This window comes from Clavibacter quasicaliforniensis, assembly GCF_051201715.1.
Taxonomy (GTDB): domain Bacteria; phylum Actinomycetota; class Actinomycetes; order Actinomycetales; family Microbacteriaceae; genus Clavibacter; species Clavibacter seminis.
In genome coordinates this window covers 2,707,126-2,725,337 of sequence record NZ_CP139624.1, presented here as the reverse complement: position 1 = coordinate 2,725,337, position 18,212 = coordinate 2,707,126, and the positions used below count along the sequence as shown (strand labels likewise).

General features: G+C 74.4%; 16 protein-coding genes. 7 read left to right on the top strand and 9 right to left on the bottom strand.

The window, feature by feature from the left end; translation table 11 throughout:
- Nucleotides 1-3: 3 nt before the first annotated feature.
- Nucleotides 4-1,890: a helicase-associated domain-containing protein gene (locus tag NL142_RS12945; RefSeq protein WP_435080083.1), complete on the bottom strand. Its 1,887-nt coding sequence runs from the start codon at nt 1,888-1,890 to the stop codon at nt 4-6.
- Between the two features lie 10 nt (nt 1,891-1,900).
- Nucleotides 1,901-2,170, bottom strand: a complete 270-nt coding sequence (locus NL142_RS12940; RefSeq protein ID WP_012039160.1) for a hypothetical protein — start codon at nt 2,168-2,170, stop codon at nt 1,901-1,903.
- Between the two features lie 158 nt (nt 2,171-2,328).
- Here NL142_RS12940 and NL142_RS12935 point away from each other — a divergent pair, with 158 nt between their 5' ends.
- Together NL142_RS12935 and NL142_RS12930 are read left to right on the top strand one after the other, a co-directional pair.
- Nucleotides 2,329-2,712, top strand: a complete 384-nt coding sequence (locus NL142_RS12935) for a cold-shock protein (RefSeq protein ID WP_079534890.1) — start codon at nt 2,329-2,331, stop codon at nt 2,710-2,712.
- Complete coding sequence (locus NL142_RS12930; RefSeq protein WP_435080080.1) at nt 2,705-3,397, top strand: DUF3027 domain-containing protein; 693 nt, start codon at nt 2,705-2,707, stop codon at nt 3,395-3,397. The genes NL142_RS12935 and NL142_RS12930 overlap by 8 nt, the downstream gene beginning before the upstream one ends.
- Nucleotides 3,398-3,469: 72 nt before the next feature.
- Here NL142_RS12930 and serC read toward each other — a convergent pair whose 3' ends face one another.
- Nucleotides 3,470-4,588, bottom strand: coding sequence for a phosphoserine transaminase (gene serC / locus NL142_RS12925; protein ID WP_435080078.1), 1,119 nt, complete (start codon nt 4,586-4,588; stop codon nt 3,470-3,472).
- 108 nt (nt 4,589-4,696) lie between these two features.
- Here serC and NL142_RS12920 point away from each other — a divergent pair, with 108 nt between their 5' ends.
- The 4 genes from NL142_RS12920 (at nt 4,697) to NL142_RS12905 (ending at nt 9,606) form a co-directional block, all read left to right on the top strand.
- A complete protein-coding gene (locus NL142_RS12920) occupies nt 4,697-5,395 on the top strand; it encodes an iron-dependent transcriptional repressor DtxR (protein WP_012039156.1) in 699 nt (232 codons plus the stop codon).
- Between the two features lie 405 nt (nt 5,396-5,800).
- Nucleotides 5,801-6,643 (top strand): C40 family peptidase, encoded by an 843-nt coding sequence (locus NL142_RS12915; protein WP_277620536.1) that lies wholly within the window; start codon nt 5,801-5,803, stop codon nt 6,641-6,643.
- A gap of 359 nt (nt 6,644-7,002) precedes the next feature.
- Nucleotides 7,003-7,500: an HNH endonuclease gene (locus NL142_RS12910; protein ID WP_104235109.1), complete on the top strand. Its 498-nt coding sequence runs from the start codon at nt 7,003-7,005 to the stop codon at nt 7,498-7,500.
- Between the two features lie 33 nt (nt 7,501-7,533).
- Entirely contained in the window at nt 7,534-9,606 is a 2,073-nt protein-coding gene (locus NL142_RS12905; protein WP_194684976.1) for a prolyl oligopeptidase family serine peptidase, read from the top strand.
- 39 nt (nt 9,607-9,645) lie between these two features.
- Here the strand turns inward: NL142_RS12905 and NL142_RS12900 are convergent, their stop codons facing one another.
- The 4 genes from NL142_RS12900 to NL142_RS12885 form a co-directional block, all read right to left on the bottom strand.
- Nucleotides 9,646-10,410, bottom strand: coding sequence for an AfsR/SARP family transcriptional regulator (locus NL142_RS12900; protein ID WP_435080074.1), 765 nt, complete (start codon nt 10,408-10,410; stop codon nt 9,646-9,648).
- 233 nt (nt 10,411-10,643) lie between these two features.
- Nucleotides 10,644-12,014 carry a hypothetical protein gene (locus tag NL142_RS12895; protein WP_435080072.1) on the bottom strand — a complete coding sequence of 457 codons (1,371 nt, stop codon included), beginning with the start codon at nt 12,012-12,014 and terminating at the stop codon, nt 10,644-10,646.
- Nucleotides 12,015-12,234: 220 nt separating this feature from the next.
- Nucleotides 12,235-12,585 carry a histone-like nucleoid-structuring protein Lsr2 gene (locus tag NL142_RS12890; RefSeq protein ID WP_043583279.1) on the bottom strand — a complete coding sequence of 117 codons (351 nt, stop codon included), beginning with the start codon at nt 12,583-12,585 and terminating at the stop codon, nt 12,235-12,237.
- A 355-nt stretch (nt 12,586-12,940) separates the two neighbouring features.
- The gene (locus tag NL142_RS12885) at nt 12,941-13,723 is read right to left on the bottom strand and encodes an L-threonylcarbamoyladenylate synthase (RefSeq protein ID WP_104294506.1); all 783 of its coding nucleotides are present in this window, start codon (nt 13,721-13,723) and stop codon (nt 12,941-12,943) included.
- Between the two features lie 210 nt (nt 13,724-13,933).
- On the opposite strand from NL142_RS12885, the gene NL142_RS12880 reads away from it, so the two are divergent.
- On the top strand, nt 13,934-15,535 hold the full coding sequence (locus NL142_RS12880; RefSeq protein WP_435080069.1) for an SNIPE associated domain-containing protein: 1,602 nt from the start codon (nt 13,934-13,936) through the stop codon (nt 15,533-15,535).
- Nucleotides 15,536-15,543: 8 nt separating this feature from the next.
- Here the strand turns inward: NL142_RS12880 and NL142_RS12875 are convergent, their stop codons facing one another.
- Together NL142_RS12875 and NL142_RS12870 are read right to left on the bottom strand one after the other, a co-directional pair.
- Nucleotides 15,544-17,121 carry a PucR family transcriptional regulator gene (locus tag NL142_RS12875; RefSeq protein ID WP_435080067.1) on the bottom strand — a complete coding sequence of 526 codons (1,578 nt, stop codon included), beginning with the start codon at nt 17,119-17,121 and terminating at the stop codon, nt 15,544-15,546.
- Nucleotides 17,118-18,212 (bottom strand): DUF917 domain-containing protein, encoded by a 1,095-nt coding sequence (locus NL142_RS12870; protein ID WP_435080065.1) that lies wholly within the window; start codon nt 18,210-18,212, stop codon nt 17,118-17,120. Before NL142_RS12870 ends, NL142_RS12875 begins: the two co-directional genes overlap by 4 nt.

Genomic DNA, 18,212 nt, shown 5'->3' with positions numbered 1-18,212 from the left:
CGCTCATGCGCTCGCCGGCGCGGGGGAGATCTCCACGACGCTCGACAGGGGCAGGGTGCGCTCGACGTCGGCGACGCGGTCGCGGGCGCGCAGCCGCCCGCCGGCCACGCTGGAGGGCTCGAGCACGTGGTCCACCTCGCGGCCGTCCGGCATGCGCACGCGGACGCGGAGGGCGGCCTTCGCGCGGATCGCCACCTCGAGCTGGCGCGTCGTCCACGCGGCGCCGTCGTCGGGGCCGTCGGCCGCGCGGACACGGGACACCAGGGCGTCCGCGGCGTCGGGCTCGGGATCCGCGGCGGTCGACGACGCGGGGGCGGTCCGCGGGGCCGGTGCGATGCGGTGCCCTGCCGCGTCCTCGCGGACGGGGGCGAGCCGGGCGGCCGCGAGCGCGCGCTCCACGGCGTCGGGCGATGCGGCGGACGTGAGCACCGCGTCGCCCGCGCGCACGAGCCGCAGCGGCGCGAGGTCGCGGTCGACGAGGAGGGTGGCGAGCAGCGGCCCGTCGTCGGAGACGATCGCCGACCGGGCATCCGGGACCGCGTCGGAGGGCGACGCCGGGCGGACGCGGAGGCGGCCGAAGCGCGCGGCGGCCTCGTCGAGGAGGTAGTCGAGGGGCTGGGGGATGCCGGTCAGCGAGATCTCCGCCAGGAGGGCGCGGATGGCGTCGGCCGTCGCGCCGGTCGCGAGGGCGCGCGTGACGGATGAGGCGGAGATCCGGTAGGTCGCGGCCAGCCCCCGCCCCTCGGCGTCGGCGACCTCGAGCAGGCGCGACTCGACCGCGGGATCGAGCGGCCCGGGGGAGACGACGGTGAGGTCGTGCTGCAGGTAGACCCGATCGACCTCGGCGGGCAGGTGCGGCGCGAGCGCGGTGGCCGCGGCCCCCGCCCCCGTCGTGAGAAGGGCGCGGCCCGCCGAGCTCGGGACGTCGCCCGTCGAGATGCCGAGGAGCCCGGCGTCGCGCGTGAAGGCGGTGATGCGCTCGCCGATCCAGGCGGATCCGCCGGGGAAGCGCCAGAGGACGCTGTCGACGAGCCCCGCTCCCCACGACGCCTCGGCGCGCTCGGCGAGGATGCCGCGGGTCGCGGGCGCCAGCGCCTCCAGCCAGGCCGCGGCGAGTGCCTCCCACCGCTCGGCGGTCGGCCGTGCGGACCAGGCGGCGGAGGTCGTCGTCGTCGACCAGGCGCGATCCGACCGGGCGACGAGCGTCGCGCGGTCGGCGAGGGACAGGTAGGCGGGGACGTCGTCGAGGTCGGCGCCGAGCGCGGCGGCCAGCCGGCGCGCGTCGGGAAGGGACATGCCGCCTCGGCTCAGCTCGCGCGCGGGCTCGCGGGACAGCTCGTCCACGAGGGCGGCGACGGCGACCACCGACCGGAACGCGCTCTCGCCCGCCCGTCGGTCGACCTCGTCGGGATCGACGCGGGGGACGGCCGCGAGCGGGGCGGGCGGTGCGAGGCGGGCCAGCTCGTCCGTCCCCGGGAGACCGGCGGCGGGCCAGGCGGCGAGGGCGGCCGCGACCTCCGGATGCGTCGTGATGCCCGTGTCGTCCACACCGGCCAGGAGCGTGTCCGCGGCGCGGCGTGCTGCGTCCGTCAGCTCCGCCGGATCCAGCTGGTCCTCGCCCGAGCGTCTGGCCAGCGAGTCCCGGACGGCGCCCAGGGAGATCGGCCCGGCGGTCGCCCCCTCCTCGGCGGCGACCGCGAGGACGGCCAGCGCCGTGCGGTCGAGCTGCTCCAGGGCCCGCGCGACGGCGTCCGGGGCGAGCAGCGCGTCGGCGAGGTCGAAGAGGTCGGCGACGCGCGCGGCGTCGACGTGGCGGTCACGGACCAGGGTGGCGAGCGCGGCGTCGTCGAGCGCGCGCAGGCGGGCCGCGAGCACGAGGGCGTCGGTCATGGTCGTCCCGCTAGCGGGACGTGCCGTCCATGCGACGACGGCGACGGACGCTGATGATCAGGATCGCGATGAAGAGGAGCGCGGCGATGGGGATGCCCACGGCCGGCAGCAGCAGGATGACCTGCCACATGGGGGTGCTGTACTGCGACGCGTCGACGGCGATGAGCGGCGCCAGCAGGATCGCGAGGATGCTCAGCACTGCGACCAGCAGGATCCCGGCGAGCATGTACGCGAGGATGCGCTCGGCCCGTCCCTCGCTCGGTGCGGTCTCGGATGCCATCCCGTCAGACTACGCCGTGGCACGCGCCCGGGCGCGTCGGATCCGAGCATGGCGGCGGGCCGGGCGTCGCCGCCGCCGGGTCCGTCGGGGCCCCGGCGAATAGACTGGACCGCCCACCAGCACATCGAGCCCCGCCCGGGGCGAGGGAAGAGGATCGCATGCCCACCGGCAAGGTGAAGTTCTACGACGAGGACAAGGGGTTCGGGTTCATCAGCTCGGACGACGGCCAGGAGGTCTTCCTGCACGCGTCGGCCCTGCCCTCGGGCGTCGCCGGAGTGAAGGCCGGCACCCGGCTGGAGTTCGGGATCGCGGACGGCAAGCGCGGCGCGCAGGCCCTCTCGGCGCGGATCCTCGACGCCCCGCCCTCGCTGGCTCGCATGTCCCGCAAGCCCGCCGACGACATGGCCGTCATCGTGGAGGACCTCGTGAAGGTGCTCGACGGGATCGGCACCGGCCTCAAGCGCGGCCGCTACCCCGAGGAGTCGCACGGCCGGAAGATCGCGGCGCTGCTGCGCCGGGTCGCGGAGGAGCTCGATGCCTGAGCCGCGGGATGACGAGACGACGACCGACACGACGGCGTCGGGCGCGGTCGACGAGACCACCGGCGACCTGACCGCCGCCGACGCGCCCACCGCTGAATCCCCCGCGACGGAGGCGGAGCCGGCCGTCCCCGACGCCGAGCTGCTCGCGGCCGTGGACCTCGCCCGCGCTGCCCTGCTCGAGATCACGCCGGCCGAGACCGTCGGCGAGCCGGCCGGGTCGATCGTCGAGGGCGACCGCGTGCTGTCGCTCCTCTTCGCGAACACGATGCCCGGCTACCCCGGCTGGTTCTGGACCGTCACGCTCGCCCGGGTCGACGACGCGGCGCCTACGGTGCTCGAGGCCGAGCTGATGCCCGGGGAGGGCGCGCTGCTCTCGCCCGAGTGGCTCCCGTGGTCCGACCGGCTCGCCGGCATCGAAGCCGACCAGGAGGCCGAGCGCCTCGCGGCAGAGGCCGACGACGAGGACCAGGACGAGGACGGCGACCCGGCGGAGGACGCGGAGGACGCGGACGACGTGCTCGACGGCGTCGACTTCGAGGCCCCTGCATCGGACGACGATGACGACGATGACGACGATGACGACGATGACGATGACGATGACGATGACGACGACGACGACGATGACGATGACGACGACGACGACGATGACGACGACGACACGAGCTTCGACGGCGCCGATCGCTGACCCGCGTCCCGCGTGACGGCGGCGGCGACCCCCGAGGGGGCCGCCGCCGTCGTCATGTCCGGGAGGCCGTGATCAGCCCGCGCCCTGCTCCACCACGAACTCGATGCAGCGCACGAGGGCGCGCACGTCGTCGGGCTCGATGGCCGTGAAGGTCGCGACCCGCAGCTGGTTGCGCCCGAGCTTGCGGTACGGCTCGGTGTCGACGACGCCGTTGGCGCGGAGCGTCTTCGCGACGGCGGCCGCGTCGATGGAGTCGTCGAAGTCCATGGTGACCACCACCTGGGAGCGGTGCGCGGGATCCGTCACGAACGGCCGCGCGTACTCCACGCGCTCCGCCCACTCGTAGAGGACGGAGGACGACTCGCGCGTGCGGGCGTCGGCCCAGGCCAGGCCGCCGGCCCGGTCGATCCAGTCCAGCTGGTCCTCCAGCATGAGCAGCGTGGCGAGCGCCGGGGTGTTCAACGTCTGGTTCAGGCGGGAGTTGTCGACGGCGTTCTTGAGGCTGAGGAACTCGGGGATCCACCGGCCGGACGCCGCGATGCGCTCCACGCGCTCGAGGGCGGCCGGGGAGAACAGCGCGAGCCAGACGCCGCCGTCGCTCGCCAGGTTCTTCTGCGGGGCGAAGTAGTAGACGTCGGCCTGGGCCGCGTCGAAGTCGATGCCGCCGGCCGCGCTCGTCGCGTCGACGACCGTGAGCGCACCGTCGTCGCCGTGGACACGGGTGACGGGCGCCATGACGCCGGTGGAGGTCTCGTTGTGCGGCCACGCGTAGACGTCGACGCCCTCGACCGGGTTCGCGGATGCGCGGCTCCCTGGCTCCGCGCGGATCACGTCGGGCGCCTCGAGGAAGGGCGCCGCGGCGGCCTTCGCGAACTTGCCGCCGAACTCCCCGAACACGAGGTTCTGGCTGCGGCGCTCGATGAGGGAGAAGGCCGCGGCGTCCCAGAACGCCGTGGATCCGCCGTTGCCCAGCACGACCTCGTAGCCGTCGGGCAGGCGGAAGAGCCGGGAGAGCCCGTCGCGGACGCGCCCGACCATGTCCTTCACGGGCGCCTGGCGGTGGGAGGTGCCGAGGATCTGCGCGCCCGCGAGCGCGAGGTGGTCGAGCTGCGCCTGCCGGACCTTGGACGGGCCGCAGCCGAATCGTCCGTCGAGGGGCAGCAGTTCGGTGGGGATCGTCGTGGCTGGCATGCGGCAATGGTAGGGGACCGTCCGTCGTCGCCCCGGGCCGTCCCGCGACCCGAGCCGGTCATCCGGCACCCGGGGAAGTAGGCTGGTCCCTGGCGCAAGGGAGGCCCGATGACTGATCTCGTGGACACGACGGAGATGTACCTCCGCACCATCCTCGACCTCGAGGAGGAGGCCATCGTCCCCCTGCGGGCGCGCATCTCCGAGCGCCTCGGCCACTCGGGCCCCACCGTCTCGCAGACGGTGGCGCGCATGGAGCGCGACGGCCTCGTGATCGTCAGCGGCGACCGCCACCTCGAGCTCACCCCGGAGGGCCGCAGCAAGGCCGTCCACGTGATGCGCAAGCACCGCCTCGCCGAGCGCCTCCTCAGCGACGTCATCGGCCTCGAGTGGGAGTTCGTCCACGACGAGGCCTGCCGCTGGGAGCACGTGATGAGCGAGCAGGTGGAGCGCAAGATCCTCGACCTCCTCGGGCACCCCACGGAGTCGCCGTACGGCAACCCCATCCCCGGGCTCGACGAGCTGGGCGACTCGCCTGCCGTCGCGTTCATGGCCGGCGTCGTGAGCATCGTCGAGGCGTCGCTCGGCACGACGGAGGACGCCCCCGCTCGTGGCGTGATCCGGCGGCTGGGCGAGCCCGTGCAGTTCGACCCGGAGCTGCTCTCCCAGCTCAAGCAGGCCGGCGTGCTGCCGGGCGCGACCGGATCCTTCTCCCGCGAGGGCGCGTACGTCCTGGTGCGGGTGGACGGGGCGGGACCGGGGCTCGAGCTGCCGCTCGAGGTCGCGGGGCACATCTTCATCGAGCGCTGACCAGACGTCGGGGTTCCCGGCACCGACCGTGGGCGGATCCCCAGGACCACCCCCGGACTGGGCACAGGCGGGAACGCGCCGCCCTCACCGGGGATTCCGTCCGGCATCCGTCGTGAGGATGACGTCTGCCGTTATGGATTCGTTAGAAATATGGTCCCGCAGGATGACAAACGGGAGCGCGTCCCTTACTCTCGAACAGGCCCGACCGACCACCACAGAGGTTCCGGGCCCGATGCAGGGCGTCTCGACACCCGTCCCCTGCATGAGTACCCCTCGACGACCTTGGAGGGACGGGGCGCCAGCATGTCCGGCGTCGAGACGCAGGAGGTTGACAACTTGGCCCATGGTGACATCAGCGGTTCCGTCGGGAACCCGTCCGACCCGACTCGACCGCCCGCACCCGGGATGGATCGTCTGCCCACTCGCCGCGAGCTCCGCGCCGCGGAGACCGCGAAGGCCGTCCGCCCGCGTCGCGACTCCGCGACCCGCACCCTCCAGGCTCCCGCTCCCCGCCTGAGCCCGGCTCCGGCGCCCGCCGGCCGTTCGCGCCGCACGAAGGCCGCCAACGCCGTCGTGATGACCTTCGTCACCGGCCTCGTCGGCGTCATGGCCATCCCCGCGTACGCCGCGGGATCGCAGCTCGAGCACACCTCGTCCGCCGAGGGCGCTTCGCTGCAGGACTACACGGCCGCCAACGCGCAGGTCGTCACCGCCGACAACGCGTCGTCCGCCCCGGTCGAGGAGGGCTTCACCGCCACGTCCGTCGCCGACCTCAACGCGCAGAAGGCCGAGGCCGCCCGTGCCGCCCTCGCCGAGCAGCGCCGCACGCAGCTCGCGTCCTCCGCCACGACGTACAACGGCGCGTCCGCGTCGCAGCTCGCCCAGAACCCGATCTACCCGGGCACCTCGGCCACCGGCGTCGCCGCCGTCGCCCGCCAGTACCTCGGGGTCCCCTACGTCTTCGGCGGCAACACCCCCGCGGGCTTCGACTGCTCTGGCCTCGTCCAGTACGTGTTCGCCCAGTTCGGCCTCAACCTCCCGCACTCGGTGCGGGCGCAGGGTGCGGCCGGCGTCACTGTGCCGGCCTCCCAGGCGCGCGCCGGCGACATCGTGGTCTGGAACGACGGCAGCCACGACGGCATCTACACGGGCAACGGCATCATGATCGACGCGCCGAAGCCCGGCGACCACGTCAAGGAGCGCCCGGTCTGGAGCTCCAACGTGCACTACGTCCGCCTTCTGGGCTGACACCGGCACGAGCACGACCCCGGGAGGCCGGCGGCACGCATCCTGTGGGATGCGCCGCCGGCCTCCTGCGTTCCCCGGGACAAACGGGGGACGCTGGGCTACCCTGTCCGGTGAGACGTCCCTCGACCCGCCCGGGAGCCCCGATGACCACCGCACCTGACATCCGCACCATGGATGCGCATGTGCGCCACGGCCATCGGCATCATCCCCGGATGGGCAGCCACCTGTTCCACCCGAGCGGTCACCCGCTCTCCTAGAAGGCATCGCCGAGCACTCGGCGGTGCCTTCGCGTGTTCCCGGGGACGGGACGCCTCATTCGGATTCCTGGAAGCCGTCCAGGCCGGTCTGAGAGGGATGTCGTGCGCACACTGGTACTCAACGCGGGCTTCGAGCCGCTCGCCGTCGTGTCGTTCAAGCGGGCCCTTGTGCTCGTGCTGAGCGGCAAGGCCACCATGCTCGCCCAGGACGAGGAGCACCCGATCCTCGGGAACGGCGGCGCGTGGGGGCGCCCGTCCGTGATCCTGCTCACGCGGTACGTGCGGATCCCGCACGCGCGTCGCGTGCCCGTCTCGCGGCGCGGGGTCCTGCGCCGTGACGGCGGCCGGTGCGCGTACTGCGCCCGCAACGCGACCACCATCGACCACGTCCTCCCGCGTTCCCGCGGCGGGAAGGACACATGGGAGAACCTCGTGGCCTGCTGCCTGTCGTGCAACAACCGCAAGAGCGACCGCACGCCGGAGGAGATGGGCTGGACGCTGCGCACGGCGCCCCGGGCGCCGCAGGGGAGCGGCTGGGTGGTCAGCGGGATGGAGCGGCCCGCGCCAGGATGGGACGAGTTCCTGGCGCCCGCAGCCTGATCCGGGCATCCCTCGCCTCCGTAGGCTGAGGGGATGACCGCCGACGCTCGCGACTCCTCGACCCCCGACGACCCGTTCCTCTGGCTGGAGGAGATCCACGGCGACCGCGCGCTCGCGTGGGTGCGAGCGGAGAACGAGCGGACGCTCGGGCGGTCCCCGGAGGGGTCGCGGGCCGAGCTGACGGGCGAGCTGCTCGAGGTGCTGGAGTCGGACGAGCGGATCCCGTACGTGACCCGGCACGGCGAGCACCTCTACAACCTCTGGCGCGACGCCGACCACGTGCAGGGACTCTGGCGTCGCACGACGCTCGACGAGTACCAGGCGCCCGCGCCCGAGTGGGAGGTGCTGCTCGACCTGGACGCGCTGGGCGAGGCCGAGGGGATCCCGTGGCAGTTCTCCCGCGCGCAGCTGCTGTCGCCGTCGCGCGACCGGGCGCTCGTGTCGCTCTCGCCGGATGGCGGGGACGCGGTCGCCGTCCGCGAGCTCGACCTCGGCACCGGGCTCTTCGTCGAGGGCGGATTCGAGGTGCCGGTCGCGAAGACGATGGTGTCCTGGATCGACCGGGACACGGTCTTCGTCGGCACCGACTTCGGGCCCGGCAGCCTCACCGAGAGCTCGTACGCGCGCACCGCGCGCCGCTGGAGCCGCGGGCAGGCGCTGGCCGACGCCCCCGAGGTGCACGCGGTCGCGGCCACCGACATGCTCGTCCACGTGACGCACGACCCCACGCTCGGATTCGAGCGGGACGTCGTGCGCGAGGTGCCCGACTTCTTCACGTCGCGCACGCTGCTGCTGACGGGCGCGGGCACGGTGCCGATCGACGTGCCCGAGGACGTGGACGTCGACCTGCACCGCGAGTGGCTCGTGCTGCGACCGCGCACCGACACGGAGATCGGCGGCGTCGTGCACGCCGCGGGCTCGCTGCTGTCGGCGCGCCTCGACGACTTCCTCGCCGGATCACGCGAGCTCGCCGTGCTCTTCGCGCCGACCTCGTCGCGGAGCCTCGAGGACTGGGCGTGGACCGCGGGGCACCTCGTGCTCACTCTGCTCGAGGACGTGGCCAGCCGGATCCGCGTGCTGACGCCGCCTACCGCCGCGGGGCCCGCCGGGTGGCGCGAGGAGGACGTGCGGGTGGGGACGCCGCTCGCGTCCGTCTCCGTCGTCGCGACCGACCGCGAGACCGACGAGTACTGGCTCGCCGTGACGGGGTTCCTGACGCCGCCGACGCTGCTGCACGGCGTGGTCGGCGAGGGCGCGCCGCGACCCGTCAAGGAGCAGCCGGCGTCGTTCGACGCCGACGGCCTCGAGGTGCAGCAGCACTTCGCCGTGTCCGACGACGGGACGCGAGTGCCGTACTTCCAGGTGGGTCCGCGCGACCTGCCGCTCGACGGATCCGCGCCCACGCTGCTCTCCGGCTACGGCGGCTTCGAGAACAGCCTGCTGCCGTCGTACAGCGGCGTCAGGGGGCGCGGCTGGCTGGCGCGCGGCGGCGTGTACGTGCTCGCGAACATCCGCGGCGGCGGCGAGTACGGTCCCGCGTGGCACCGTGCGGCGCTGCGGGGAGACCGCCATCGCGCGTACGAGGACTTCGCGGCCGTGGCGCGCGACCTCGTGTCCCGCGGCGTGACCGTGCCCGCGCGCCTCGGCTGCGAGGGCCGCAGCAACGGCGGCTTGCTGGTCGGCAACATGCTCACGACGTACCCGGAGCTGTTCGGCGCTGTGGTCTGCGGCGTGCCGCTCCTCGACATGCGGCGGTACACGCGGCTGTCGGCGGGGGCGTCGTGGATCGCCGAGTACGGGGACCCCGACGTGCCCTCCGACTGGGACTTCATCCGGACCTTCTCGCCGTACCACAACGTGCGCGCGGGGGTCGCGTACCCGCCGACGCTCGTCTACGCGGCCACGAGCGACGATCGCGTGGGTCCGGTGCAGGCGCGGAAGATGGTCGCGCTGCTGCACGAGACCGGGGTCGAGGACGCCTGGTACTTCGAGAACACGGCGGGCGGCCACGGCGGATCGGCGGACAACCCCGCGACGGCCCGGCTGCAGTCGCTCATCCACGCGTTCCTCTGGGAGCGGCTCGGCGGCGTGCCGGCGGGGGACTGAGCGGATGCGCGGCGGCGTGATGGGCCGCCGCGCGGGCCGTCAGCCGACGCGGCGAGCCGTGGCGCGGGCGCGCAGGCCGGACACGAGGTCGGTCAGCATCGCCGTGGGCTCGAGTCCCACCTCGCGGTCCAGCCGCGTGCGGTAGATCTCGTAGGTGCGGAGGGCGTCGGACTGGTTGCCGGCGGCCACGTGCACGGTGATGAGGCAACGCTGCGCGGTCTCACGGAGCGGATCCACGTCGATGGCCCGTCGGGCCGCTGCCGCCGCCTCGTGCAGGCGCCTCCGGGCCAGGAGCGCCTGGGACTGGGCCTCGAGCGCGTTCATGCGCAGGTGCCGCCACTCCTCCGCCGCGGGCTCCAGCCAGGCGTCGAACCAGTCGGGCAGGAGGTCCGCGCTGAAGAGGGCCACCGCGGTGGGCGAGATGTCCGCGTCGTCCGGTTCCCCGTGACGAGGCTCGAGCAGGCGGGCGGCCGTCGCGCGGGCCGTCCGGAGGTCGACGTCGACCGTCTCGTGCAGCACGAGCCCACCGGGTGCGGAGCCGACGATCTCGCGGCCGCCGTCACCGAGGCGGGCGATGGCGGAGCGGAGGCTCGACGCGGCGCGGCCGTCCAGCGCGTCGGGCCACAGCTGGCTGGCGAGGGTGCCGCGGTCGGCGGGGCGGGCGCGGATCGCGAGCGCGGCGATGAGCCGTCTGGTGCCCTCGGAGAGCGCGGCTCCGGTCGGATCCGGGCCGGGAGAGGCGGACGAGGGATCGGTGCCGAGGCCCGCGACGCGGAAGCCGCCGAGCACGTCGACGCGGATCACGAGGGCGCTCCGTCGCGGGTCGCACGTGCGGCGAGGGGTCGAGCGGAGGCGGGTGGGCGGCATGTCCGGCGGAGCGATCCGCCGTCGACTCGCTGATGCATCCGGCACCTCCATCGCGGCCACCGTATCCGTTCGGGCACGAAAGCCCACCATGGGCGTGCTTTTGGGGCTAGGCGCGAGGGAGCGCCCGACGACGTGTCGTCGGGCGCTCCCTCGGTGGATCCGCGGGGCGGCTACCGCTGGGCGGACCTGCGTCGTGCGTTCCAGCCCAGCCCGAGCGCGCCCAGGACCAGGGCGGCGAGGCCCCAGCCGATCGTCGGCGTGGGGTCGTAGCCCGTCACCGGCAGCGATCCGCCGGGCGTCGTTCCCCCGGGGATGATCGGGGTCGCGGTGGTGCTCGTCGGGGTGGGCGTCCCGACCGTCGGCGTCGGAGTGCCCGCCGTCGGGGTGGGCGTGCCCGGGGTGGGCGTGCCCGGGGTCGGCGTGCCGACCGTCGGCGTGGGCGTCGGGACCGTCGCGGTGGGCGTCGGCACGGTGGCGGTCGGCGTCGGGACCGTCGGCGTCGGGGTCGGCACTGTGGCCGTCGGCGTCGGGACCGTCGGGGTCGGCGTCGGCGCGGTGGGCGTCGGGGTCGGCGCCGTGGGCGTCGGCGTGGGAGCCGTCGGGGTCGGGGTCGGCGCCGTCGGCGTGGGAGTCGGGGCGGTGGGCGTCGGGGTCGGCGCGGTGGGCGTCGGCGTCGGGACCGTGGGGGTCGGGGTGGGCACCGTCGGCGTGGGCGTCGGCACGGTGGGCGTCGGCGCGGGCGTGGTCGGCTCGACCGTGGGGGTCGCGGTGGGCGTCGCGGTCGCCGTCGGCGTCGGTGTCACGACCGCCGTGACGAAGTTGCTGATGTTCGTGGCGCAGGTGACGGTCGCGCCGCCGCCGTTGCCGGAGCCGTTGCACTGGTTCACCGAGACGAGGAGCGCGGAGGTCTCGGTGGACGTCGGGACCGTGCAGGTCACGCGACCCGCGGCGCCGCCGCCGTTGCCGGAGCCGTTGCACTGGGTGACGTCGGCGCCGGTCGTGTTGGAGACGGGAGAACAGGCGGTGCCGCCCGCGGCGCCGTCGGTCGCGGAGCCGATGCACTGGTTCACGGTGGCGGGCGTGGTGGTGCTCTCGCCGACGATGTTGTTCGTGATGTCCACGTTGCAGATGACATTGCTGCCGCCGCCGTTCGCGACGCCGTTGCACTGCTCGACCGCGGTGATGATGATCCCGTCGCGCTGCGACACCGTCGTGGTGCAGAGGGGAGCCGCTCCCGCGGCGCCGGCGCACACGCGGGTGGTGACCGTCGATGATCCGGTCTGCGTCGCGACGTTCAATTCGTTGACGACCGTCACGTCGCATTCGACCTGGTCGCCACCGCCGTTGGGGGTGTCGTTGCACTGGCTCGTCGTCGTGGGGGAGACGGCGGCGGATGCTGACTGCATCTGACCGGTCAGGCCGACGACGGCGACGAGCGCGATGAGCGCGGCGCCCGCGGATGCGAGGACGCGTGCGCGGATGCGGTGACCCGGGCGGCGGGCGGGAATTGCGGTCCCGGGTGATGCGAGGTGTTTCGGCACGGTGCTCCTTCTTCTCGGCAAGCGTGCTCGCGCCCCCGCGACGGATCCGCGACGCGGGCGTGACGCGCGCGTGACGCCCGGCGCGCCGCGCCTCCCGCGCCCCGGTATTCCGGGGCTGCGTAATTCATTACGGGGCACCCGCGGGACGACGAAGAGGGCCGATCCTGTGGCGGATCGGCCCTCTTCGCAAGTGCTGCGCGCGGTGCGCGCGTCGTGTCGCCTACTTGTTGGCGCGGTACTCCTCGAGCAGGTCGGCGGAGATGCGGCCGCGCTCGGAGACCTTGTGGCCGTGCTCGCGCAGCCACTCGCGGGCGGCGCCGAGGTCCTCCTTGGGGGCGCTCGAGGACGAGCGGCGCGAGCCGGCCGAGCGGCCGGTGGAGGCGCGGCCGACGCGGCGCGCGCGGTCGACGTACGTGTCGAGCGCCTCACGCAGCTTCGCGGCGTTGGCGTCGCTCAGATCGATCTCGTAATTCACGCCGTCGAGCGCGAACGGGACGGTCTCGCCCTTTCCCTCTTCGATGACGACGCCGTCGATGTCGTCGACGAGCGTGGTGACAACCTTGCGAGCCACGTCTGTTCCTCTCATTGCAGATGGTGCATCAGATGATGCGGCGGGAGCCACGATACCTGTTCTCCCCGGGAAATCCGACACCACGCGTGAATCCCGGAGGAATTCATGTCCGATTCGCGGGGAGATGACCTCGCGATACGTCTCCATGGGGGCTGCGCCCGCATTCCGCCCCATGCGGGGGCGCGGTATCGCGGGCGTTTCCTGCGCGCCATCGCGCGGTGCGTCAGGCATATCGCCGGGGAATGCCCCGCGCCCTCCCCACCCGAGGAATAAGATTGGGGCCACGCGGCGGGGACGCGGGAGGGCCCGCGGAGACGTGCTCCGCGGGCCCTCGTGGGTGCTGATCCCGGCGGGATCAGTAGTACTCGCCGTGGCGGTAGTCCCACGACGGGAACGACCGGGCGAGCGCCGACATGATGACGTCGACCGCGAGGCCGCGGCGGATGAGCGTCGGGTTCGGGGTGACCGAGCGCTCGCCGCGCTGCTCGGGGATGAGCGCGCCGGACGCGTCGACCATGGAGACCATGACGCCCTGCTCGTGCCGGCTCGTCTCGTCGAGGCCGGGCTGGATGGACGCGACGTAGTCGTCGGCGGCGACGATGACGTCGGCCTGCTGCTCGATGCGCTCGCCGATGCCCTCGACGCGACCGCGGTTGCCCTTGCCGGACGGGTTCGCGGAGCTCGCGAACGACAGGCGGCGGCTCTCCCACAGGCGCTCGGCGAGCTGCTCGGCGGGGCGGCCGAAGCGGATCACGAAGCAGCTCGTGCCCCGGCGGTCCATGGCGAGCTGGCCGGCGACCTCGTCGGGGATGAGGTGCTTCGCGTCCTCGCGCCACGGGAGGATGCAGCCGAGCAGCACGTCGGCGTCCCAGTGCTCCTGGTAGAAGGCGAGGATCTCGTCGTTCAGCACGGCGAGCTCCTGCAGCTGCGCGATGCTCGTGCAGAGCACCACGCCCGGCTTGTCGCGGTTGCGCTGCTTGGCGTCGAACTTGCGCTCGAGGCCGGTGCCATCCGTCGTCATGAGGATGTAGCCGACCTTGGTGGCGGCGACGACGAGGCCTCCCGGGGCCTCGAGGGCCTGGGCCGCGCGCTCGTCGAGCGTGCCGTCCCAGGGGATCGTGCGGGTGGTGTCGGTCATGGGCGCGTGCCTCTCGTGCGTGTCGGAGTGGGGCCGCCGGGCGCACCTGCGTCGGGCCGGGGTGCGCGCAGCCGCGCGTGCGGCGGATGAGCGGTGATGTCGACGGTAGGCGCGGCGGCTGGGTGGAGCGGGTGAGCGTCCACAGGGAGGGGCGTCGGCCGCCTCGAACGGGGGCTCCTTGCGGCGGGGGCGGCTGCCTAGCCTGAGGGGATGAGCGCTGCCGCCGGCTGGTACGACGACCAGGATCCCCGCTACGTCCGCTGGTGGGACGGCGCGCGGTGGACCGAGCACGTGCAGCCGAGGCCCGAGGCGGCGCCGCAGGAGCCCGAGCCGATCGCGCCGGCCGCCGAGTCCATCGACCGGCTCTCCAAGCGCGAGGCCCGGGAGCGCGCCGCCGCGGCCGAGGCGCACATCGCGCAGCTGGAGGACCTGATCCGGCGGCACGGCATGCGCGACTTCGCCGAGCTGGACGACTATCGGGCGCGCGCGGAGGCGGAGGCGGAGGCGGCGCGACGGACGGGCGCCGATGCGGCGTCCGCGCTGGTCGCCGCGGCCAGCGAGGAGCGGGACCGCATCCTCGCGGAGGCCGGAGCCGAGCGCCTGCGGGCCGAGCAGGAGGCGGGAGCGGTGCGCCTGCGCGCCGAGGAGGAGGCAGGCGCCGCGCGTCGGCGTGCCGAAGCGGAGCTGCAGGCGGTCGACGAGGCGGTGCACGAGCGGATCGAGGCGCGGCGCGCCCTCGACGCCGAGCTGACGGCCGCCCGCGCCGAGCTCGTGGACGTGACCACCACGGCCGAGCTGCAGGGAGTCGGCCTGTTCGAGTACGACCACCCGGCGGAGTCGTCGGCCGAGCTCGCGTCGCGCCTGGAGGCGCTGCGGTACACGATCAAGAACGCCGTCCGGGACAAGAGGGCGGTGACCGCCACGTCCGGCTTCACGTTCAACGGATCAGAGGCGCAGGGCCGGCGGTTCGTGAGCGACATGTCGAAGGTGCTGCTGCGCGCCTACAACGCCGAGGCGGAGAACGCCGTGAAGGCCACGAAGGCGGGCAACCTCCACGTCGCCCAGAACCGGCTGACCAAGGCGGCGGAGCAGATCGCGAAGAGCGGCACGATGATCGACCTGCGCATCCAGGACGGATATCACGAGCTGCGACTCGAGGAGCTGCAGCTCGCCAGCGCGCACCTGCGCGTGCTGCAGGCGGAGAAGGAGATGGAGCGGGAGCGCCGGGCGGAGCTCCGCGAGCAGGCGAAGGCGTCCGCGGAATTGCAAGCCGAGCACGACCGGCTCGACAAGGAGCGCGCGCACTACGCCGCGACGCTGGCGGCGCTCGAGAGCAAGGGCGACGCCGAGGGCGCGGCGCGAATGCGGGACCGCATCGAGGACGTCGACCGCGCGCTCGTGGAGGTGGACTACCGCGCGGCGAACGTGCGCGCCGGATACGTCTACGTGATCTCCAACGTCGGGGCGTTCGGCGAGCGGATGGTGAAGATCGGCATGACCCGGCGGCTCGAGCCGATGGACCGGGTGGTCGAGCTCGGCGACGCGTCGGTGCCGTTCCGCTTCGACGTGCACGCGCTCTTCTTCGCCGACGACGCGGTCGGCGTGGAGGCGATGCTGCACCGGACCTTCGCCCCGCAGCGGGTGAACCGGATCAACCTCAGGCGCGAGTTCTTCTACGTCACGCCCGACGAGGTGCTCGACGCCCTGAAGGCGCACGCGGTGGAGATCGTCGAGTTCGCCCTGCACCCCGCCGCCGAGGAGTACCGGGCCAGCCGCGCGCTCGAGCTGCCGGAGCCGGCTCCCGCCGGGTGAGGTCCGCCCTAGCCCTCCGCCGCGAGCACCGTGCGGCACGCGAGGTGCAGGGCGAGGCGCGTCTCGGCGTCGGCGAGGTCGACCTGGAGGATGCGCTGCACTCGCTGGATCCGCTCCGCCACGGTGTTGCGGTGCACCGCCAGGATCGAGGCGGTCTCCGCGACCGAGGACTCCGCGTCGAGGTAGGTCGCGAGCGTGGCGAGCAGGTCGCCCGTGGTCTGGCGGCGCAGCGGCGCCAGGAGCTCCAGGGCCGCGGGCTGGAATGTGTCCGTCCGCGTCCAGGCGAGGAGGAGCTGGGCGAGGCCGAGACGGTCGACGTGCAGGAAGCGGCCGGACTGCGGGCGGGACGCGGCGAGGCGGGCGGCGTCCGCGGCCTCGGCCAGCGAGCGGGCGATGCCCGCGGGGCCGCGGTGCACGCGGCCGACGCCGACGTCGCTCGGCAGGTCGTCGTCCCAGCGCTGCTGGGCGCGGCGGACCGCGCGGGCCGCGTCGTGCGCGGTCGGGACGTCGGGCTCGAGCGCGAAGGAGATCCACGCGGCCCAGCCGTCGCCCTGCTCGACCACGCCCACGTCGAGGCCCTCCGCCGCCAGCGCCTCGATGAGCTCGTAGCGGCGGCCGACGATGTCGGCGTCCTGGCGTGACACGACGCGGATCCCCATGTGCCAGCCCTCGACGCGCCAGCCCAGCTCGAGCGCGCGGCGCAGGAGCCCGGCGCCGGGCGAGTCGCCGGCCTCGAGGAGCTCGCCGAGGAGCGCGATGCGCCAGCGGGCCTCGCGCTCGTCGACCACGCGCCGGAGCGACAGGCGGTGCCCGACCGCGAGGGCGACGACGGGGAGCGCGGCGGCGACGGCCTCGACCTCGGCGACGACGGATCCGGGCACCTCGACCACGAGCCAGCTCGGCGCCATGAGTCCCGAGTCGACGGGCGCGGTGACGAGGGTGCCGCGCTCGCCGACGGGGCGCGCGTCGACATGGCCTGCGAGGCCCGCGGCGACGGCGGCGTGCGCCGCGGGGGAGGGAGCTGAGCCCTCCGGCGCGAGCACGCGGCCGGAGGAGCCGACGAGGAGGGCGGGGCGCCCGAGCATCGCGGCCGCGGCGACCAGGGCCTCCGCCGGATCCCGGCCCGCGTCCGCCACCGCGGACACGGCGTCGAGCGCGGCGCGACCCGCAGCGGCCCGCGCGTCGCCGAGGCGGTCGTGCAGGGCGACGGAGGTCGCCCACGCGTCGTCGCAGGTGAGGACCACGATGCCGAGGCGGTCGGCGAGGAGCGTGGTCGCGGGATCCACCGCGACGGCCGCGTCGAGCACGACGGCCGCGACGCCCCGGTCGGCGAGGCGACGCAGCCGCGCGTCGAAGCGCCAGGTGGTGCGCTCGGCGCGGTCGAGGACGACGAGGACGTCGCCCGCGCCGTCGCTGTCGCCGCCGTCGCTGCCACCACTGACGCCGGCCGTCGCGTCGTCCGCGGGCGCGTCCATCCGCACGCCGCGGACGCCGGAGACCGCGGGATCCGCTGCCCCCGCCACCCGTCGCACGTCCGCGAGCGACGCGTGGTCGAGCAGCGCGGAGAGGGGGATCGGCCGGATCACGCGGGAGCACCGACGGCGTCGGCGTCGGCGTCGACCCGCCCGAACCCGAACGCGGCGGGCGAGACGGCGGCCCGGCGCTCGGGCGTCGCGGTCCACCACGCGGGCGCGTCGAGGGCGACGACCACGACGCGGGTGCCAGGCCTGGCGTCGTCGACGAGGAGCACGCGCGCCCCGGCGACGGAGGCGCCGGGGACGGCGACGACCGCGATGATCTCGGGCGAAGCGGCGACCGGCCGGCCGTCCACGAGCGCGATCACGAACTCGTTCTCGGCCTCGAGCCGGACGACCGCGCCGGTCGCCTCGTCGACGACGCTGACGGTCGTCACGTCGAAGCGGCCGGGGCGGGGAGACGTGACCACGTCCACGATGCGGCCGTGCCCGAGGAGCGCGCCGCCGAGCGCCGCAGCGAGCCCGGCCGGGGTGCCGGTGCCGTCGGCCGCGCGGAGTGCGCGGCCGAGCCGGAGCGCGCGCTCGGCGGTGCCGGGGATCGCCGACTCGCGGAGGTCGGCGGCACGCTGCGGCGGCAGGGCGAGCGCCGCCCAGCCGGAGGAGTGCGCGATGACGAGCCGCAGCAGCCCCTCGACCTCCGCGGGCGTGACGCCGTCGAGCAGCATCGTCCGGCCTCCCGGCTCGGTGACGGCGCACGGCGAGATGGCGCGGCCGGAGACGACGAGGCTCGACTGGTCGATGCGGGGGAGCGCGCGGCCGGTGAGGTCGGCGTCGAGGAGCGGGAGGCCGAGCGTCGAGGCGGCGGAGAGCGGTGCGAGGCCGTTCACGCCCGCCATCTCGAGCGCCATGAGGGCGGCGGGAGGCGTGCCCGTCCAGCGGGTGAGCGCCTCGACGGCCTCGGCCAGCTCCGTGCCGGACGGGAGCTTCTCGCGCAGCACGGAGGTGGATCCGATGTAGCCCACCGGCACCACGAGGTCGTCCGCGTCGAGGTCGTCGAGCCCGAGGCCGCGCACGGGCGCATCCCGCAGCTGGCGGGCCGTGGCTGCCGCGAGGATCCGCGGGTCGCCGCCCCCGCCGGAGCCGAGCAGGAGGAGCCCCGAGACGAGGTCGGGGAGGTCGTCGACTCCCAGATCCCGGCTCAC